Below are 17211 nucleotides of genomic sequence, written 5' to 3'. Positions count from 1 at the left end.
TAAATTCATCTTTTTACTTCTTCAATAGTTTGTTCCGTTACTTGTTTTAATCTTTTGTTTGTAATTTCTAAATATTCCTTATCAATATCAATTCCAATAAATTTTCTATCGTTTTCTCTAGCCACAACTCCTGTTGTTCCAGAGCCGCAAAATGGATCTAATATCAACTCATCTTCATTAGTACTAGATATTATACACCTGTATAATAGTTTTTTAGGTTTTTGAGTAGGGTGGTAACCATTCATTTTTTCCCGTTTTGGAGTTGTTGGTATTTCCCATACACTTCTCATTTGTTTACCACCATTCAGTTCTTTCATAAGCTGATAATTAAAAGTATGCTTTGCTTTTTTTGTCTTCTTCAGCCAAAGTATTGTTTCTTGACTTGCAGTAAAACATCTACATCCCATATTAGGTGCAGCATTAGGTTTTACCCATGTAATTTCATTTATTATGTAGTAATCCATTTGTTGAAGTGCAAAAGCTATTGAATGTATAATATGATATGTGCCCGATATCCATATAGTTCCATCATCTTTTAAAACTCTATCACAAGCTTTTAACCATTTCATATTAAATTTATGATCAAGGTCAAGTCCTAAAGATTTATCCCAACTTCCTTTATTTACACTTACCATTTTCCCTGACTTACATGTTATTCCATCATTACTAAGTTTATATGGTGGATCTGCAAATATCATATCTATTGATTTACTTTCAATTTTCTTCAATTCTTTAATACAATCTCCTAATAACAACTTATAATTGCTATCTTTCACATACTGCATACTATCTCCACCTTTATATCTAGCATCATCCAATCTATATTATAAAGGTATTTAAAAATAAATCCAATTATTATTTGAAGAAAACAAATAGATATTCATGGGCTAATAGGTAAAAATTCTTTTTTAAGCTTATTTCTTTCCAAAATTTTGTAGAATTGCAATTATGCTGTTCTTTTATAATTATTTCTTTTAATTTAAATCCTTGATTTAAAAATAAATTCATAACATTAAATCCTAATGGAATTACACAACCATTTTTTCTTATATCGCCCATCATAATTGTACAGTATTTTGTTTTTTTTAATACCCTAAAACATTCTATTGATACTTCTTTTATTGCTTCATAAAATTCATTAAGATTTAATAATGATAAATCTCCTTGAATATTTTTACTATATTTTATGATATTTGAATATGGCGGATGAGTACATATCAAATCTATCGAATTATCTTTAATACAATCCAAATTTCTAGCATTACATTCCATTAATTGTATAGCAGTATTTGCTTTAACTCTTGAAATTCTATCTTTAGCTATCTCTAATGCCTTAGGATTAATATCACACCCAATTGCTCTTCTATTTAACAATTTTGCTTCTATAAGCGTAGTTCCACTTCCTAAAAATTGATCTAACACTACATCATTTTGCTTTGAATATCTTAGAATAATATTTTTAGGAACAAATGGACTCCAATTACCTGGATAATCTCCTTTATGAGTAGCCCATTCTCCTCTTTCTTTAAAACTCCATAATGATTTTGTTTCTAATTTAAAAGCTTCATCCATTTTATTCACCTCTATACATATAATCTTAGGCAATATATATCCTTTATATACAAATTATGCTATTAATTATATAATTAATGTTGTACTTATATAAAAATACATTACTAAAAGGAGCGATATTATGAAATTAGATGAAGCTAAAAAGCTAATAGATGATTTAGCAGGTAAAAAGTTTGGACATATCTTAAAAGAAGAGCAAATGAGGGATATTATAAAAAATAAAGGAAAAAGTGGACAACTTTTGGAAATAACAATAGGTCTTAATTTGTCTAACACCAATTTAGATTTTGAAGATGGTGAACTTAAAACAAATAAATGTGACACTACAGGAAAGCCATTAGAAACAATGTTTATAACTCAAATTTCAACAATGATAGATGAACTGTTAAATAGCAATGATTTTTATCAAAGTAAACTTTATAAAAAAATGAATAATCTACTTTATGTGCCAATAAGTAAAGTTGGTGACCCATGTGATTGGATGTTCTTACCTTGTGTTCACGTAAATTTAGATGAGCCTAAATTCCATGATTTAAAATTACAATTAGAAAAAGATTACTATTCTATTTGTACTCAACTTAATGAACATATTGAAACTAGTAGCGATGGCTTTATTCATACTTCAAATGGCAAATATATTCAAATTCGTAGTAAAGATTCAAAACCTTATCATCCTATTCATTCTGATATATATAATAAAGAAATTTCAAATAAAAATCACGCCTTCTATTTTAAAAAGGAATTTATGAAATATATTGTAAATATAAAATAGAAAAAACAAATAAACTATCTAAACTTTATTAAGCATAGATAGTTTATTTGTTAATTTTTATCATTTAACGGTCCCCCACATATTTTATAATTTTACATATTACTACCCATTTATATTAATTATTGATTATATGTGATATTATACAATAAATTATTTTTTTACATTTTTCATCCTAATAATTGCTATTTTTAAATTTATTAAGCCATAATTACACCATTAAAATAACTATGGCATAGTAACTATACTTATACTGCACCTATTGACTCTACTTAACTTAACATAAGTTCTCTTCTCTTAACTTTAAATATAGCATAGCTCGTCCACTCCAATTCCAATAAGTAACATCTTGTTCTATAAATAGCCACTTTATTGATTTTAATATTGCTTCTATTGAATGGCCTATATCAAAGTTAATATTTCTATATTCTTCTTCTTTAACTAACTCACAATTATACAATTTATTAATAATAATTATTACTTTTTGGTATTCAGCAGGATTATAATTTTTCTTGTCTATTAAATCCTGTATAATATCCGAATGGCTAGGCATATGAACCCTTCCTCTTTCTTTAAATCGCACATTTTCAACATGTACCTCAAAGTCTACGCCTTTATTTAATGGCGCAGGTCTTCTTAAATATACCTTAGAGCCATCACTTATTTCTTCAACATCATATCTATATTTGGAACACTTTTCTCCAGTTCCAGTGCCTGGATCTTCATTTAAAAATTTTTTTATAACTTCTTCTCTTATCTGTTTTCTATTTCCATTAACATTTAGTTTTTCCGTTTTAATCAATATAATACCTCCCGCTTCCCTTATAAAAGTTAAAACTCAATTCATCTCATAAGCCCTATCAATGTATTCCTTAGCTTTTTCAAAATCCTGAGTATCCTTTATTGTAACTTCTAAATCACCAGTTCCCCAATGACCAATTTCACTTACATCCCTTGTGAAACCATTTTCAAGAGTAATCTCTTCGGGATTCAATCTTAAATATAGCATTATGCTTTTCATCCTAACTTCTACACATACAATATTCTTTATCTTTTTAAATGCACTATACAATTTAAGCTTATTCTCCGTTACATCATCACCAAGTGCTAAAATATAATTCCTAATGGAATCATACAATTCTCTTAGTTTTTCACTTGTAGTTTCTAGTTGATCATCAAATGTCTTATCCGTACTTTGTTTTGATACTTTTTCTTCATCTACATTATTAATTGGTGTGGCTACATTTGAGTTAATTAAATCAAACATCAACAATTCTTCTCCAAATTTTTTATATCTGATAAGATCTATATTTCTATTAATTTGCTTTACAGCATATTCATCATATTTCGTAAAATCTCCTGCTATGCAAATAAGACGTGGCATGCTCCAATCTAATTTATCAGAGTATTCTTTTCCTAATGTTTTCATAACTAGAAGTTCAAAATCTGCTTTATGGTCTAACAGCCAATCTAAATAAAATAATCCCTGATTTATTACATTTTCATTGCTAGCTCTTTTATATTCAAAAATTACAGGACAATTATTTTCATCAATGCCTAAACTATCCATACGACCACCATTAGATGTTACATATTCACTTTTAAGAAAAGTAACTCCAAAAAGTATAGGCATATTTTTTTCAATCAATGTCTGTAATTCTCGTTCTAGCGATGCCCATGTAGCTGGTAGTTCTTCTACTCCATTATGTATTTTAAACAGCTTAATATCTGACATATTATCCCTTCCATCTATAAAACTTTTTTAATCTCCTTAATTATATCATAACCATCTACTACCACAAGAAGCATAATCCATTTTGCTGTAGCCAAACAAATACGCAAATTAAATATCTTAACGCAAAACCCTCTATTCTGCGTATTTGTACAACCCCCTAACTCGAAAAATCCCCAAAACCGAAGTCTTGGGGAACATAAAACACACATCAATATTTAGTTAAAATCCTCCAAAGCCTTTGATATCAGCCTATTTGCGTACTATCTTAACTACCGTCTCAACATGGCTTGAGAGGATAGAATGAATGTCTTTCGATTTGTCGGTTGTCGGAAACATATCCACTGCATTTTTGGCACTATCGGTAGGAGGGAACATATCAATGACTATAACTTAGTTCCCTACCCCCATATAGTATCTATACCATCAAACTTATCAGTAACAAATAAGTTTTATTCGTAAATCCCATATGTCTTATTAACATTTTGAATAAAAATTATGCCGTTACCTGGCTTATCAATTTCCAACCTTTCACGTATTGAGGATACAATGTTTTCTGTTATATCTTCCTTAGAAAGAATCATAACCATTTCTTTTTCAGGTTCTATGTCCATGTTGAATAATTTGCTCGTTTCATTTACCCCTGATCCTCTTGCATTGATTATTGTTCCACCCTTTGATCCAGCAGCTTTTGCTGCTTCAATTACGTCCTCAGCCTTTCCTCTATTCACAATAGTTATAATAATCTGATACATAGGTTCATTTACACCTCTTTCTTCTTCATTTTCTTCGCATATACAACACCTTGATCCAATTATTTCACACATACTGGTAGTAAATACAATTCCATGATTTGGTTTTTCAAACTGAAAATCTTTGTTTAGTTCAACTAAAGCATGATCTGCAGTATGTTTGTCTGTTCCCATTAAAACTATTTCCTTCTTTTCATCATATAAGGAAAAGAACTTTAATAATGAATTATTAACAGTTCCTCTTCCCAGGAAAACTGTTCCCCCAGAAATTCCATATTCTTTAGCCTTATGCAAAACCCTGCTACCCGCTCCATAGTTTACAATTACATAAATCAATTCAAAAATAGGTATACTATCATAATTAATCATCCTTTTTTTTCAACTCCTTTAGTTTTTGACTTTAAAGCAAATACCAAACCTAAAGCTTCTAAGGTTATAATTGGTGTCATGGCAACCATCGCTATCATACCAAAACCATCAACCATCAAATCTGCCCCTTCAAAAGCATGTGCAGCCCCTTGAATAAAGGCTAAAATAAAAGTTGCTGTCATAGGCCCTGTTGCTACACCACCCGCATCAAAAGCTATCCCTACAAAAAGTTTAGGTGTAAAAAACATCAGCAATATACAGACAATATATCCGGGCAATAAGTAATGCCATAACTGTATATCTACCACCAAAACTCGAATAACCGATAGTGCTACTGCTAAACCAACTCCAATTGCCAATGGAACCAGTACTACTTTTCTCTTTACATAGCCACTCGTTATATCTTCAATCTGATGTGTCAAAACGTAAACAGCTGGTTCTGCTAGAATAGTTACCACTCCCAATATAAAACCAATAATAATAATGTACGCCTTATTATCTAATAAAACTAAATTATTACCTATACTCGTTCCTACATCCATAAAACCAGCATTGACTCCTAAGAAAAATATGAACAGTCCTACAAACGAAAACCCAAAACCTGTTAGTAGTTTACGCAAGTCTCTTTTCGATAATTTAAAAGTAACTTTTTGCAGAACCAACAGTATTACTAACAAAGGTAGGATAGCCATAAAACTATCTTTCAAATTATCTGGAATCATTCTAATAAATGGGCTGATTATAGAATCCGAGCCAGAAATACTCGAATCAAGTGCAGCAGAAAACTTATCCGTTTTCGTAAATATATCTAAAATCATAACTGATATAATAGCACCCGTTGATGCAATAGCAACCAATCCAAAGCTATCCTTTTCAGATGCTTTACTATTTTTTTTCAGCTTTGAAATACCAACAGAAAGGGATAAAATAAATGGCACTGCTAGTATCCCTGTTGTTGAGCCTGAAGCATCAAAGGAAATTGCTAAAAATTCTCTGGAAGTGAATATTGATAACCCGAATATAATTAGGTATAAAATGATTAGTATTTTATATAGGGGAACATTGTAGAAAACTCTTAAAAAACCTAATGCCAGTAAAATCGCTAAACCAATAGACACAATAACAAGTATGCTTATGCCTGGTATTTGTCCTGAAGTAACTAAATCAACTTGATTCGCAAGAACCATTAGCCCTGGCTCTGCAATTGATATAAAGAAACCAAGTATTAGTCCGCCTATCAGCACTATCCACAACTTATTTGATTTCGCAAGTGATGATCCTGTCAGATCTCCAAGTGGAGTGATCCCAATATCAATTCCAAGTAAAAAAATAGTCAAACCCAATACCACAAACAAAGAACCAATTAAAAATCTAATAATTAAAGGGGTTTCCATTGGTGATATAGTAAAATTAAGTATTAATACCATCACTGTAATCGGGAGGACCGAGAACAGTACTTCTTTAAATTTTGAAACAATTACATTCAAAGCAGTCATCCTTTCTCATTTAATTATACTTTCTATGATGTAAGCAACACCTCACTCATAAGTTTTCTCAGTTTCTATTCCTTGATTATTGTTTGGTAGTCTTTTTATACTTTTGCTGATGAGAAGAAGTTTTTTCAATCGCCATCAGACCAGATTCTTTTTTGTGAACATGATTCAAAAATAGTGTTCCTAGTAAAAGTCTATCCTTAACAGCAATCCGATTCCATTCATAACCTTTAAACAACTCTTTTACAAGAAAAACCTCTCCATCCAATAAATTATTCGTTTCTTTTATTGCAATTTCCAGCAACTCATTTACATCCATAATAATCACCCTCTCATAAAACATTATAACAACATTTATAACAACATTGTATACAACATTCTCGAAACAGTCAATATATAACTAAAAAAGATAACCGCCAAACCAAGGGCGTGCCCCTCAATTGACGGTCTAATCATTTGCTGTTACAACATTCTCTTTCTCATGGTATCTTTGGAAATAACGTATCTTCATAATCATTGGCCTCCTGAACCCTTTTTTGCCTTGCAAATAGTATTTTGAAATCTTCTTTGCATTTCTTCCTCTATAGGCACCACCAAATTACGATGATTATTAAATACTGCAGCTTTTACATCTATAGTTCCACCATTTGGCAGGCAAAAGTCAAAATCATCTACATTTTCTTGTCCCTCAAATATCATAAACATATCATCAATATCTACAAATATGTTATTAGCATTTAAATATTCATTAAAACATAATTCAGCAAGCTTTCCCACATAAGTTCGATTAATCCGAATAGTATTTCTTTCATTTATATCTCTAACATTTTCGGGATGCATCCTATCAAATTGGTTATTCTGCATAATTATATCAGTTGAAAATTCATATGCTCTATTTCTCATTTCCTGTGTTATATTTACAGTCGCCATACTATTACCCCCTCTTCTTCTGGAATATATTAACTATATTATATGATATGAGTATATGACATTACAATGTATATTTTAATTTTTGTGTTTGTTATCAATTGTTTTTATTTAATGGAGATAATTATTTTCAACCACTAGCTGTCATCTATTCTATCTCCACAACCCTTCGAAGTTATCTAATCTATCTCTACAACCCTTCACACATTACTGGGTCGACTTGTTTCCTTACCAAACAAAAATAAGGATTTCTAAGGTAATAAGACACTGCCGAACAACAGGCAGAAAATCTTATAACCTCGGAAACCCTTTATTTATTAGTATTTTAAAGTGCTCTATTTCTCAATCCTTGACATCAAGACAACACACTCAACATGGCTCGAGAGGATAGAATTGATGTCATTTGAGTATGTCCGTTCTCAGAAACATATCCACTGCGTTTTTGGGGTTATCGGTATACGGGAACATATCCACTACATCTCTTATGATGAGAATAATATGGCCTTTAACTTACCTAGGCTTGCGCAAATTTACTTTAAGTGGAGCATGATTTTATTTATTAGCGGTTTGAAGACTATATATAACAAATACCCCAAAAGACCCCCTATTGTATTTGTGATTAAGTCTGTTATATCTGCAGCACGAAAACCATTAATCAGCGGTTGGGTCAATTCAATACCCAAGCTAAATAAAAACGCCCAGAATAGAATGGATAATATATTCTGCTTTTTCACTACTGGTAGTAAAAATCCTAACGGTATCATCATAATTACATTAAGAATAATCTGGCGAACTGTATCGCCTCTACCCGAAAAATAATCATCAAAAGGTATCATATTCATCGGTATATACGGATGATTAAAAATAAATGGTATAGAAACAATAACTGGCATTAATGTAACATACAATACTAATGATATATAGATATACATAATTGTATTGACAAGCAACTTTGCTTTTCCTTTTGCTCTCCATCTATTAAAAAAGACAACTTTATATAATATAGCTAGCACCACAAAATCGATAATGATCTTCATATTATTACTCATGTATACTCCTTTACGAATTATAAATTATCTTCTCCTACACATTTTTCTTCAAATATAAAACATTTATGTCCAATCACCTGTCCCATTTTTTAATCAATTTAAGAATCCCCTAATCGCTGTCTTAATTTTATTATAGGGTGATTCTTTAATTTTCTACTTGATGTCGTTTAAAGCTAAAATATGCCCCCATTACCATTAGAATCGATAGTATACTGGCAACAACCATCGCAGTAGAAGGTAGCATAATTACATTACCAAATAGATAAAATGCTTCAAAAGTTTTAAAATGATTTACACCTATTAATATATTAGTAGGTAGAAACATTAGGATTTTCTGCACTATCCTACTAGCAAATATATCGAGGTGCGCTGTAGGAAGCAGAGTAATGATCGCACTAATAATGAGTGATATAAAAGCTGTTTTACTTCTAGATGAAATAAACAAAATCATAGAAGTCAAAAACAATAGACCAACAAAGCTCATAGCTGTCACAGCTAAATAGCTTGTTAGATAGGTAAATGCGTAAGGACTTGGATTCACAGCCCAGTTCTGCACAAAAGATTTCGAACCTTCTATCCCAAAGAAGGAGAATATAATAGCAATATTAATGAGCTGTATTAATAACCATGACAAAACTGCAAGTGAAAATCCTACGATCATCTTTGCTTTAATTAATTTGCTCTTTCCATACTTTGCGCTAAGAAGAAGTGAATCTGTTTTTTTACCATATTCATAAGAAAACATTGGTGTTAGTACCACAATTAAGAGTAGACCAATAGTAAAAGGTAGGACTGTTTGCATAGCATGTAGCCTTGACCACCCCCACCCGTAATCGTAATAGGCCTTATACTCATTACTTAAATATCCATACATTTCCTCCGCTTTTGAAGCCAAAGCCTCACCCTTTTGACCTTCATAGGTTTCACGATAATATTCAGCTGTTTCCTTTCCAAATTTATCAGCCCACTCATAAAAGTTTGACGCTACTTCAGGATCTTCTAAACTCTGAAGCTCTCGACTATTAAAAACATCTTCCCTAATAAATCTTCCAATATTGTCAGGAGAATTGATGGTTTCTTCCGAAAGTCCTTGAGCAAGCAATTCCTCAGTTATCCTTTTACGTTCTTCCTCGTTAACCTGGTTAGCTGGATTATTCAATATTCCATTTTTCAAATCCATGATATGTTGTGTCCATGCATCATCAATCAAACCTGCGAAACTTGATTGTTCCTGTTGAAGTTGGGTTACTTTTTCCTTGCTATATGGCATACCATGAGTTGGTTCACTTCCAAATGTTCCAAAGAATATCATTAATATATCAACAAGTAGAATTACTATAAAAATTCCTAAAACCATTGGTCTACGTATACTTTTATTTATCTCAAATTTTATTAATTCTTTCAAAGTCATCACCTCCGCTAATTTTCCACTTGACGTTGTTTAAATGTTCGATATGCTATTAACACCATAAGACCAGTTAACATAATAGCCACCATTGGTACTGCGTATTGCATTAAAAGTGCATTTCCAAAAACATAATAAGCCTTAAAGAATATAAAATGATTGGTAGCTATTAGCATCTGAGTAGGCATGAAAGGCGACAATTCACCTAGAAAACCTTCAATAGTTGATACATCTCCCATAACTGGAAACAATAACACCACACCACTTACCAATAATGAAATAAAAGGATTTTTTGTCTTTGCAGATATAAGAAGAATAGCTGCCGCAAAAAACAGTATACCTATAAAGCTCATGAATGTTACCGCAAGATAATTTGTTAGCTGTGTAAAGGGAAATGGGCTATTGTTAAATACCCAATCCTGCACAAAGGTATGTGCCCCTTGCAAGTTAAACAATCCTGCCACCAAAAGTAGGTTTGTAATCTGTATAATTAACCAAAAACCTATAGTTACTAAAAAGGCTGCTATTAATTTCGCGTGAATCAGTCTACTTTTACCGTATTTGGAAGATAATAAAAGACTGTCGGTCTTCTGACTATATTCCCCTGAAAAGATAGTGGATAATGTTATAATTAAAAATATTCCCATTATGAATGGCATTAGGTACTGCATGGAAATTAGCTTAATCCAACCTAGATTATAATCATAATGCGCAGTATAGTTTGTAGCTAGATAACTATACATTTCTTCAGCCTTTGCAGCAAGAACCTCACCTTTATTTCCCATAAACTCTGTCCGATAGACATTTCCCTGCATGATGGAAAACTTCTGAGCATTATTATAAAATTCGGATGAGGCTTCCGCATTAAGGAGAACCCTATATGGTAAACTATATATTAACTCCGGCTTTAAAAAAGCAGTATTATCCATGCTATCGACATATTCTTCTGTGTAACCCCTTTGAAGATAATTCTCTTGCACCTTTTTCTTCTCGTCTTGGGACATCAAATAATCGGGATTCTTCCTGATTTCTTGTAGCTTTGTCTGTATTAAATTGGCCCACTCTTGATTGATTTCACCTGCGTATTTTGATTGCTCCGTTCTCTGCAATTCTATATCTTGGCGCTGAACAATATTACCACCACTATCTAAAAATATAGTAATACCATTAACAGCAAGTAAAATAAAAATGGTTATTAGAGATAGAGGACGTAGCAGCATCTTTTTAATTTCAAACTGAACAACACCTACCATCTACGCTTCCTCCTTGAAATGGTAGAGATACAAGTCTTCAAGGTTTGGGGAAACATTTAACGCATTTTCGGCAGGGCGTTCTTCTGATATGATACGAAGCTCCACCTTATCACCGTTATGTTTTAGATTGCTTATAATAAACTTATTATTATATCTATCAACATCTTTTGAAGAGACTTCGCAACTCCAAACGAAATCCTTTATGTTATCGCAAATACGATCTGCGGTAGCCTCTTGAAATAGTTGTCCATTTTTCATAATCATAATCTTGTCCGCAATGTATTCGATATCGGAGACAATATGAGTAGAAAGCAAGATTATCTTTCCAGTAGAATGATCGCTGATGATATTGCGAAATTTTGCTCGTTCCTTTGGGTCAAGCCCCGCAGTGGGTTCATCTAAAATAAGTATTTTAGGGTCATTAATCAACGATTGGGCAATTCCTAACCTCTGACGCATACCACCAGAATAAGTCTTAATCTTCTTCTTCCTTACCTCATAAAGTCCCACCATCTCCAGCAAATCTTTACATCTATTTTTAGCAGTCAGCTTCGGCAAACCTTTTAAGGATGATAAATACATCATGAAGTCCCAAGCTGTAAAGTCAGGATAATATCCGAAGTTTTGTGGTAAATATCCTAAAAGCTCACGATAATCTTCACCCAATGTTGATATACTTACCCCATCCAATAATACTTCTCCCGATGTAGGACGTAATATGTCGCACATCATACGCATTAATGTGGTCTTACCTGAGCCATTTGCACCAAGCAATCCATTAATACCCTCGGTGAATGTGGCAGAAAAGCGATCCACTGCTAATTTATTTCCATATTGTTTTGTTAATTTATTGATTTTTAGTTCCACTGGATAAGTACCTCCTTATTTGTAATAGAATGCATAAAATAATAAAGTTCAGCTAGTAAAAATACTGTTGTTACCACAAATAAAATAATCCACATTGTTTGGCTTATGGCTACAAAAAAGCTAAGTTCTGTTATCAAATTCATTAAAACAATCAAGCAAAGAGAAATGCCACTAGATACTGCAAAAGAACGTATCTTTGCAAAATGAAACACAAGCAGATTAATTCCATTTACAATGTTAAAAGGCACTAATCCATAGAATACTGTTTGAGTAAAAGGCATACTATAATTGATAGACACAAAAGCAATGATCATAGTTATTACCACAAGATTTATGCTTCCTAAGATAAATAGTCGTGCTGCCAAAAGCTTCGAAACACTATTCTTACATGTACCCTCTAGTTCAGTCATACCGTAAACAGCACTTTTGACTAATTCTGGTACGGCAAAGAAGGCAAGTATAGGTGTTACGCTGAATAATATCTTTTGTATTTCAAAGTGTGGCACGGTTAAGTTAGTAAAAAGTAGTATTATCGCAATAATAGCAACAATCTGGGTTCCCCAAAGATATGGTGAAATATATCTTGCTTGGTCTTTGAGTAGAATGCTAAATGGTGTTTTAGAACGTACCATACGGCTCATCATTTCCTGCCCCAGCAATATGGTCATAGAAATATCACTTTCTTTACCTGGTGGAACTTGATATTGATTAAGCATCTCATTAAAATTATCCCTATCTTTCAAAGTAATCCTCCTCATTAAATAATTTTTTGAGTTTATCCTTACCTTGTTTCAGTCGTGACTTTACTGTAGATAAATTTGCACCCGTAATCTTTGCAATATCCTTTGCCTTCATATCATGATAGTAATAGAGTATAATTGCATCTTTTTGAATATCAGGAAGCTCATCAATTTTACTCTTAATAAAAATTGCCTCTTCACTTCTTATGATATTTTCAATGGGAGCTGGTTTGTCATCACCTTTCTGTAAGTCATCAATATTTTCATAGGCTTGACGTGGCTTTCTGTAATAGTCATTGCAAGTATTAACTGCAATTGTAAATAAAAAATTAATAAACTTCCCACTAAAGCGATAATCATAAATGGATTTTACCAGTTTTAAAAAGATCTCTTGTGTTAAGTCGGAGGCGACCACTTGATTTCCTGTTCGTCTGACACAGTAACTATAAATATTTTGATAGTACTTTCTCACTAAAATATCAAATGCTTGTTTATCACCCTTTTGTATCTGTCGTATTAATTGAAAATCTTTAATAAAGATCGCCTCCTTTCGGTACAAAGTCCTACACTTATATTAACGAGTATTACTGATTAAAGGATTTAAAATTCCTAGAAAAACTTTAAAATATAAAGAAAAAATGAGAAACCGCCAACCAAGAGAGTATATTTCCTGATTGACGATCGGACATCAATATTATGTTTCTATGTCTATTTCAACACCTGACTTAAATTCCACCTCAATCCTGTCATCGTGTATCGTAACTTTTTCTATTAGCCGCCTTACTAATTGCTCATCATATTCCTCTAACTCGCAGGATTGCTCATTCAAGAAATCACTCATTTCAGCGATTCGTTGCCTTTTCCCTTCTCGATCTGCATTCTCTACAAGTGCATTTTGCTTTAACTCCCGAAGTCTATATATTTCATCAGCCACATCTTCATAGTCATTTTTTGATTTTGCTTGTATAAGGAGCTGTTGTTGTAACTCTTCCAGTTTTCTATCAATATCATCGGTGGTATTATCATTTTCTTCATTGAGGACGGTAGCTATGTTTTTCTGTAACACTGATAGGAAGGGTTCTTTGTTAGCTAAAAGTTCATTAATAGCCTTAACCACTGCTGCCTGTAATGTTTCCTCGTTTATGGTAGGAGCCGTACATTCAGAGCCTTTTTCCTCTAAACGACTGACACACCTCCAAACAATAGACTTGTAACCTCGATTATTCCAGTGTACTCGTCGGTAAATATCGCCACATTGTCCACAGTAAACAATACTTGATAAAGCATACTTACTACTATAGACTCTCTTTTTACCGCCTTTACCTCCTCGGAGATTCGCTCTTCGAACCATCTCTTCTTGAACCTGCATAAAAAGCTCGCGTGGAATAATAGGCTCATGGCTGTTTTCTACATAATACTGTGGAACGATACCGTTATTCTTTACTCGCTTTTTAGAAAGGAAATCAACTGTGTATGTCTTTTGTAGAAGGGCATCACCGATATACTTTTCATTCTGCAGTATCTTTTTCAGTGTTTCCGGTCTCCATTTAGCTTTGCCTGCTGCTGTAAGAATACCGTCCGCTTCTAGCCCTCTGGCTATCTGTAAAAGGCTAGCACCCTCAAGATACTCCCTGTAAATCCGTTTAACAATCTCAGCACCCTCTGGATCAATCACCAGTTGCTTGTTTTCATCCTTAGTGTATCCAAGGAAACGCTTATGGTTGACCTGAACCTCACCTTGCTGATAACGATATTGTATACCTAACTTAACGTTCTGGCTTAAGGACTGGCTTTCCTGCTGGGCAAGTGATGCCATAATGGTAAGTAGCACCTCACCCTTAGAATCCATGGTGTTGATGTTCTCTTTCTCGAAGAATACAGCGATGTTTTTATCCTTTAACTGACGGATGTATTTAAGGCAATCCAACGTGTTTCTGGCAAATCGGCTGATTGATTTTGTGATGATCATGTCAATATTGCCTGCCATACACTCCTCAATCATGCGGTTAAATTCATCACGCTTTTTCGTATTGGTACCAGTGATACCGTCATCCGCAAAAATACCTGCCAATTCCCATTCCTTGTTCCTCTTGATATAGTTTGTATAATGCTCAATCTGAATTTCGTAACTTGAGGACTGTTCCTCACTATCCGTTGAAACTCGGCAATAAGCTGCCACTCGTATTTTGGGTTTACTCTCCCTATTTTTATTATTTCCGATTCGTTTAATTGCTGGAATTACTGTTACATTCCTGCTAACTGCCACTGGTTACACCTCACTTTCTATCAAACTGTAAGCATATTCTGCCTGCTTATATGGATCGTCATATTTTTGTACCAGAGGTTTTGCTTTGAACTTTACAGGATAATCCGTTTTCGGTACATCTTTAGGCTCCCATATCCTTCCGAGTTTTTCTGCTCGCTTTTGTTTTTCTAACCTTGCTTTTTCAAATATCTCCTCATCAATAATTGAAGGGTAGAATTCGTCTCCAAGGTATTGCTTGTTCTGTAGCATCCTACTTACTGTGGCATGGTAGCAATCTATCCCAGCTTTTATTGCAGCATTCTTCAAAGATAATCCTGACAAGTAACCTGAAAATAACTCTTTTACTTGTTCTGCTGCTTTATCATCTACAACAGCCTTTCCATCTTCAATTCTATATCCAAAGGGTGTGTGACCCATCTAATTCACCAACCTTTCTTTCAGTGTGATTCCACATTTTAATACAAACCCAACTACCTCCCGTGAAAAGACAATAATCTTCTCTACATAATTTTCAAACAGCTCATCCTCATAGGCTGTGAGCATTTTGGACTTAGTCGTAAACTTAAGAAGTCGGTCAACTTCCTCTACTTTTGTAAAATTTCCGTTGACAGAATGGGTAAGTTGTTCCTTTTCCGCAAAAAGACTTTCTCTTTCTGCTTCCAATGAATTCTTTTCTTTATTAAACAGAGCAGGTTCCAGATATCCTTTGGCCATTAAGCCCGTCAGCATCTGACTTTGCTCCATGTTGTTTTCTATCTTGGTTTCCAACTCTTCGATTCTACGAAAACTCTCTGCATTATTCTGGCTGCGTAACCCATTCAAAAGTGGCCTTAATATGAACTTGTGACCAAAAATGAGTTTATTCATCATCGTAACAAATGCAGTCTTTATATCTTCATCTCGTATGAACTGCATGGAACATTCCGTTATCTGGCTAATATGCTTACTACAGCACCAAGCAATGTACTCTCTTCTTCCAGATGAATGAATCCGTCTTTTAAAGGTACTGCCACATTCCGAGCAAATAATCTTACCGGAAAAAGAATATCGGTTTAGATATTTACTGTTGCGCTTTTCGATTCCTTTTTCCTTTGCCCTCTGATTGAGAGTAGCTTCCACAGCTTCAAAATCTTCATGGCTGATAATTGCCTCATGATGATTTTCTACTAGGTACATATTTTTCTCACCGTAATTGGTGTGCCTGTTAAAACGGCTGTCAGTATAGGTCTTTTGCAAAATAACATCGCCAGTATATTTTTCATTGGTCAACATTCCACGAATGGTAGTAGCTGTCCAACGACCACCTCTTTTTGAAGGTATACCCTTTCGATTAAGATCATCTGCAATTTTCTGTGTACCTTTGCCGGATAATACTTCTGCAAAAATATACTTCACAATTTCAGCCTGCTTAGGATTTACTATCATGCGACCGTCAATGTTTTGATAGCCATAGGGTGGGTAGGAAATTTTAAATGTTCCGTTTTGAAATCGTCTTTGAATTGCCCATTTAGTATTTTCTGAAATAGAAATTGACTCACTCTCTGCAAGGCCACTTAAAATGGAGAGCATCAATTCACTTTCCATTGACCCTGTATTAATGTTTTCCTTCTCAAAATAAATATGAACCCCAAGGTCCATCAGTTTACGAACCATCTCTAAACAGTCTGTAGTATTTCTAGCAAACCTACTGATGGACTTTGTAATAATTAAGTCAATGCTTCTGGTTTCACAGTCTGATAACATTCTAAGTAAGCCAGAGCGATTCTCCTTTTTCGTACCACTGATACCCTCGTCATAGTATAAGCCTGCATATTCCCATTCTGGATTTGCCTTAATGTAGGTCTCATAATGAGCCTTTTGTGCTTGCAGGCTGACTAGTTGTTCATCACTATCTGTAGAAACTCGACAGTAGGCAACTACTCGTGTTTTTGGCTTAAAAATATAATCTTGATTTCCTTCTATTTTCGTTATCTTTTTCATCGCCTCACCTCCTTCTTGGTAGGTCACATATTACCTC

The 17211-nt window shown here is 33.4% G+C and carries 18 protein-coding genes; 1 reads left to right on the top strand and 17 read right to left on the bottom strand.

The features are described 5' to 3' along the window. Positions 1–5: 5 nt before the first annotated feature. Together J2Z24_RS01990 and J2Z24_RS01985 are read right to left on the bottom strand one after the other, a co-directional pair. Positions 6–785 (bottom strand): DNA-methyltransferase, encoded by a 780-nt coding sequence (locus J2Z24_RS01990; RefSeq protein WP_035150411.1) that lies wholly within the window; start codon positions 783–785, stop codon positions 6–8. Between the two features lie 70 nt (positions 786–855). Then, a complete protein-coding gene (locus tag J2Z24_RS01985) occupies positions 856–1572 on the bottom strand; it encodes a TRM11 family SAM-dependent methyltransferase (RefSeq protein ID WP_035150410.1) in 717 nt (238 codons plus the stop codon). Between the two features lie 121 nt (positions 1573–1693). Between J2Z24_RS01985 and J2Z24_RS01980 the strand changes: the two genes are divergently transcribed. Then, positions 1694–2344 carry a MutH/Sau3AI family endonuclease gene (locus J2Z24_RS01980; RefSeq protein WP_035150408.1) on the top strand — a complete coding sequence of 217 codons (651 nt, stop codon included), beginning with the start codon at positions 1694–1696 and terminating at the stop codon, positions 2342–2344. Positions 2345–2618: 274 nt separating this feature from the next. On the opposite strand, the gene J2Z24_RS01975 is transcribed toward J2Z24_RS01980, so the two are convergent. The 15 genes from J2Z24_RS01975 to J2Z24_RS01905 form a co-directional block, all read right to left on the bottom strand. After that, entirely contained in the window at positions 2619–3143 is a 525-nt protein-coding gene (locus tag J2Z24_RS01975) for a hypothetical protein (RefSeq protein WP_051593383.1), read from the bottom strand. Positions 3144–3179: 36 nt separating this feature from the next. Then, positions 3180–4076: a DUF5655 domain-containing protein gene (locus J2Z24_RS01970; protein WP_035150404.1), complete on the bottom strand. Its 897-nt coding sequence runs from the start codon at positions 4074–4076 to the stop codon at positions 3180–3182. A gap of 449 nt (positions 4077–4525) precedes the next feature. Further along, entirely contained in the window at positions 4526–5194 is a 669-nt protein-coding gene (locus tag J2Z24_RS01965) for a P-II family nitrogen regulator (protein WP_035150400.1), read from the bottom strand. After that, positions 5191–6681: a DUF1538 domain-containing protein gene (locus J2Z24_RS01960; RefSeq protein WP_035150507.1), complete on the bottom strand. Its 1491-nt coding sequence runs from the start codon at positions 6679–6681 to the stop codon at positions 5191–5193. The genes J2Z24_RS01965 and J2Z24_RS01960 overlap by 4 nt, the downstream gene beginning before the upstream one ends. Before the next feature lie 85 nt (positions 6682–6766). Beyond that, positions 6767–7006 (bottom strand): single-stranded DNA-binding protein, encoded by a 240-nt coding sequence (locus J2Z24_RS01955; protein WP_205611270.1) that lies wholly within the window; start codon positions 7004–7006, stop codon positions 6767–6769. 194 nt (positions 7007–7200) lie between these two features. After that, complete coding sequence (locus tag J2Z24_RS01950; protein ID WP_035150398.1) at positions 7201–7617, bottom strand: hypothetical protein; 417 nt, start codon at positions 7615–7617, stop codon at positions 7201–7203. Between the two features lie 527 nt (positions 7618–8144). Beyond that, positions 8145–8663, bottom strand: coding sequence for a VanZ family protein (locus J2Z24_RS01945; protein WP_051593382.1), 519 nt, complete (start codon positions 8661–8663; stop codon positions 8145–8147). A gap of 145 nt (positions 8664–8808) precedes the next feature. After that, positions 8809–10068, bottom strand: coding sequence for an ABC transporter permease subunit (locus J2Z24_RS01940; protein WP_035150395.1), 1260 nt, complete (start codon positions 10066–10068; stop codon positions 8809–8811). A gap of 14 nt (positions 10069–10082) precedes the next feature. Then, complete coding sequence (locus J2Z24_RS01935) at positions 10083–11321, bottom strand: ABC transporter permease (protein ID WP_035150392.1); 1239 nt, start codon at positions 11319–11321, stop codon at positions 10083–10085. Beyond that, on the bottom strand, positions 11322–12188 hold the full coding sequence (locus J2Z24_RS01930) for an ABC transporter ATP-binding protein (protein ID WP_035150388.1): 867 nt from the start codon (positions 12186–12188) through the stop codon (positions 11322–11324). Further along, a complete protein-coding gene (locus J2Z24_RS01925; protein ID WP_035150385.1) occupies positions 12179–12931 on the bottom strand; it encodes a hypothetical protein in 753 nt (250 codons plus the stop codon). The genes J2Z24_RS01930 and J2Z24_RS01925 overlap by 10 nt, the downstream gene beginning before the upstream one ends. Then, a complete protein-coding gene (locus tag J2Z24_RS01920; RefSeq protein ID WP_085059135.1) occupies positions 12921–13487 on the bottom strand; it encodes an RNA polymerase sigma factor in 567 nt (188 codons plus the stop codon). Before J2Z24_RS01920 ends, J2Z24_RS01925 begins: the two co-directional genes overlap by 11 nt. A 135-nt stretch (positions 13488–13622) precedes the next feature. After that, on the bottom strand, positions 13623–15194 hold the full coding sequence (locus J2Z24_RS01915; protein ID WP_035150382.1) for a recombinase family protein: 1572 nt from the start codon (positions 15192–15194) through the stop codon (positions 13623–13625). 3 nt (positions 15195–15197) lie between these two features. Next, complete coding sequence (locus J2Z24_RS01910; RefSeq protein WP_035150380.1) at positions 15198–15611, bottom strand: recombinase family protein; 414 nt, start codon at positions 15609–15611, stop codon at positions 15198–15200. Beyond that, a complete protein-coding gene (locus J2Z24_RS01905; RefSeq protein ID WP_035150377.1) occupies positions 15612–17174 on the bottom strand; it encodes a recombinase family protein in 1563 nt (520 codons plus the stop codon). Positions 17175–17211 lie beyond the last annotated feature (37 nt).

The sequence above is a fragment of the Clostridium tetanomorphum genome (assembly GCF_017873215.1).
Taxonomy (GTDB): Bacteria; Bacillota; Clostridia; order Clostridiales; family Clostridiaceae; genus Clostridium_AO; species Clostridium_AO tetanomorphum.
Note: the sequence above shows the minus strand (reverse complement) of the source record. Positions and strands in the feature narration are given on the sequence as shown.

What these genes read in the sequence shown, in the direction of transcription:
- J2Z24_RS01990 (WP_035150411.1), bottom strand. Translation starts at nt 785, where the DNA reads ATGCAGTATGTGAAAGATAGCAATTATAAGTTGTTATTAGGAGATTGT.
- J2Z24_RS01985 (WP_035150410.1), bottom strand. Translation starts at nt 1,572, where the DNA reads ATGGATGAAGCTTTTAAATTAGAAACAAAATCATTATGGAGTTTTAAA.
- J2Z24_RS01980 (WP_035150408.1), top strand. Translation starts at nt 1,694, where the DNA reads ATGAAATTAGATGAAGCTAAAAAGCTAATAGATGATTTAGCAGGTAAA.
- J2Z24_RS01970 (WP_035150404.1), bottom strand. Translation starts at nt 4,076, where the DNA reads ATGTCAGATATTAAGCTGTTTAAAATACATAATGGAGTAGAAGAACTA.
- J2Z24_RS01965 (WP_035150400.1), bottom strand. Translation starts at nt 5,194, where the DNA reads ATGATTAATTATGATAGTATACCTATTTTTGAATTGATTTATGTAATT.
- J2Z24_RS01955 (WP_205611270.1), bottom strand. Translation starts at nt 7,006, where the DNA reads ATGGATGTAAATGAGTTGCTGGAAATTGCAATAAAAGAAACGAATAAT.
- J2Z24_RS01950 (WP_035150398.1), bottom strand. Translation starts at nt 7,617, where the DNA reads ATGGCGACTGTAAATATAACACAGGAAATGAGAAATAGAGCATATGAA.
- J2Z24_RS01945 (WP_051593382.1), bottom strand. Translation starts at nt 8,663, where the DNA reads ATGAGTAATAATATGAAGATCATTATCGATTTTGTGGTGCTAGCTATA.
- J2Z24_RS01935 (WP_035150392.1), bottom strand. Translation starts at nt 11,321, where the DNA reads ATGGTAGGTGTTGTTCAGTTTGAAATTAAAAAGATGCTGCTACGTCCT.
- J2Z24_RS01910 (WP_035150380.1), bottom strand. Translation starts at nt 15,611, where the DNA reads ATGGGTCACACACCCTTTGGATATAGAATTGAAGATGGAAAGGCTGTT.
- J2Z24_RS01905 (WP_035150377.1), bottom strand. Translation starts at nt 17,174, where the DNA reads ATGAAAAAGATAACGAAAATAGAAGGAAATCAAGATTATATTTTTAAG.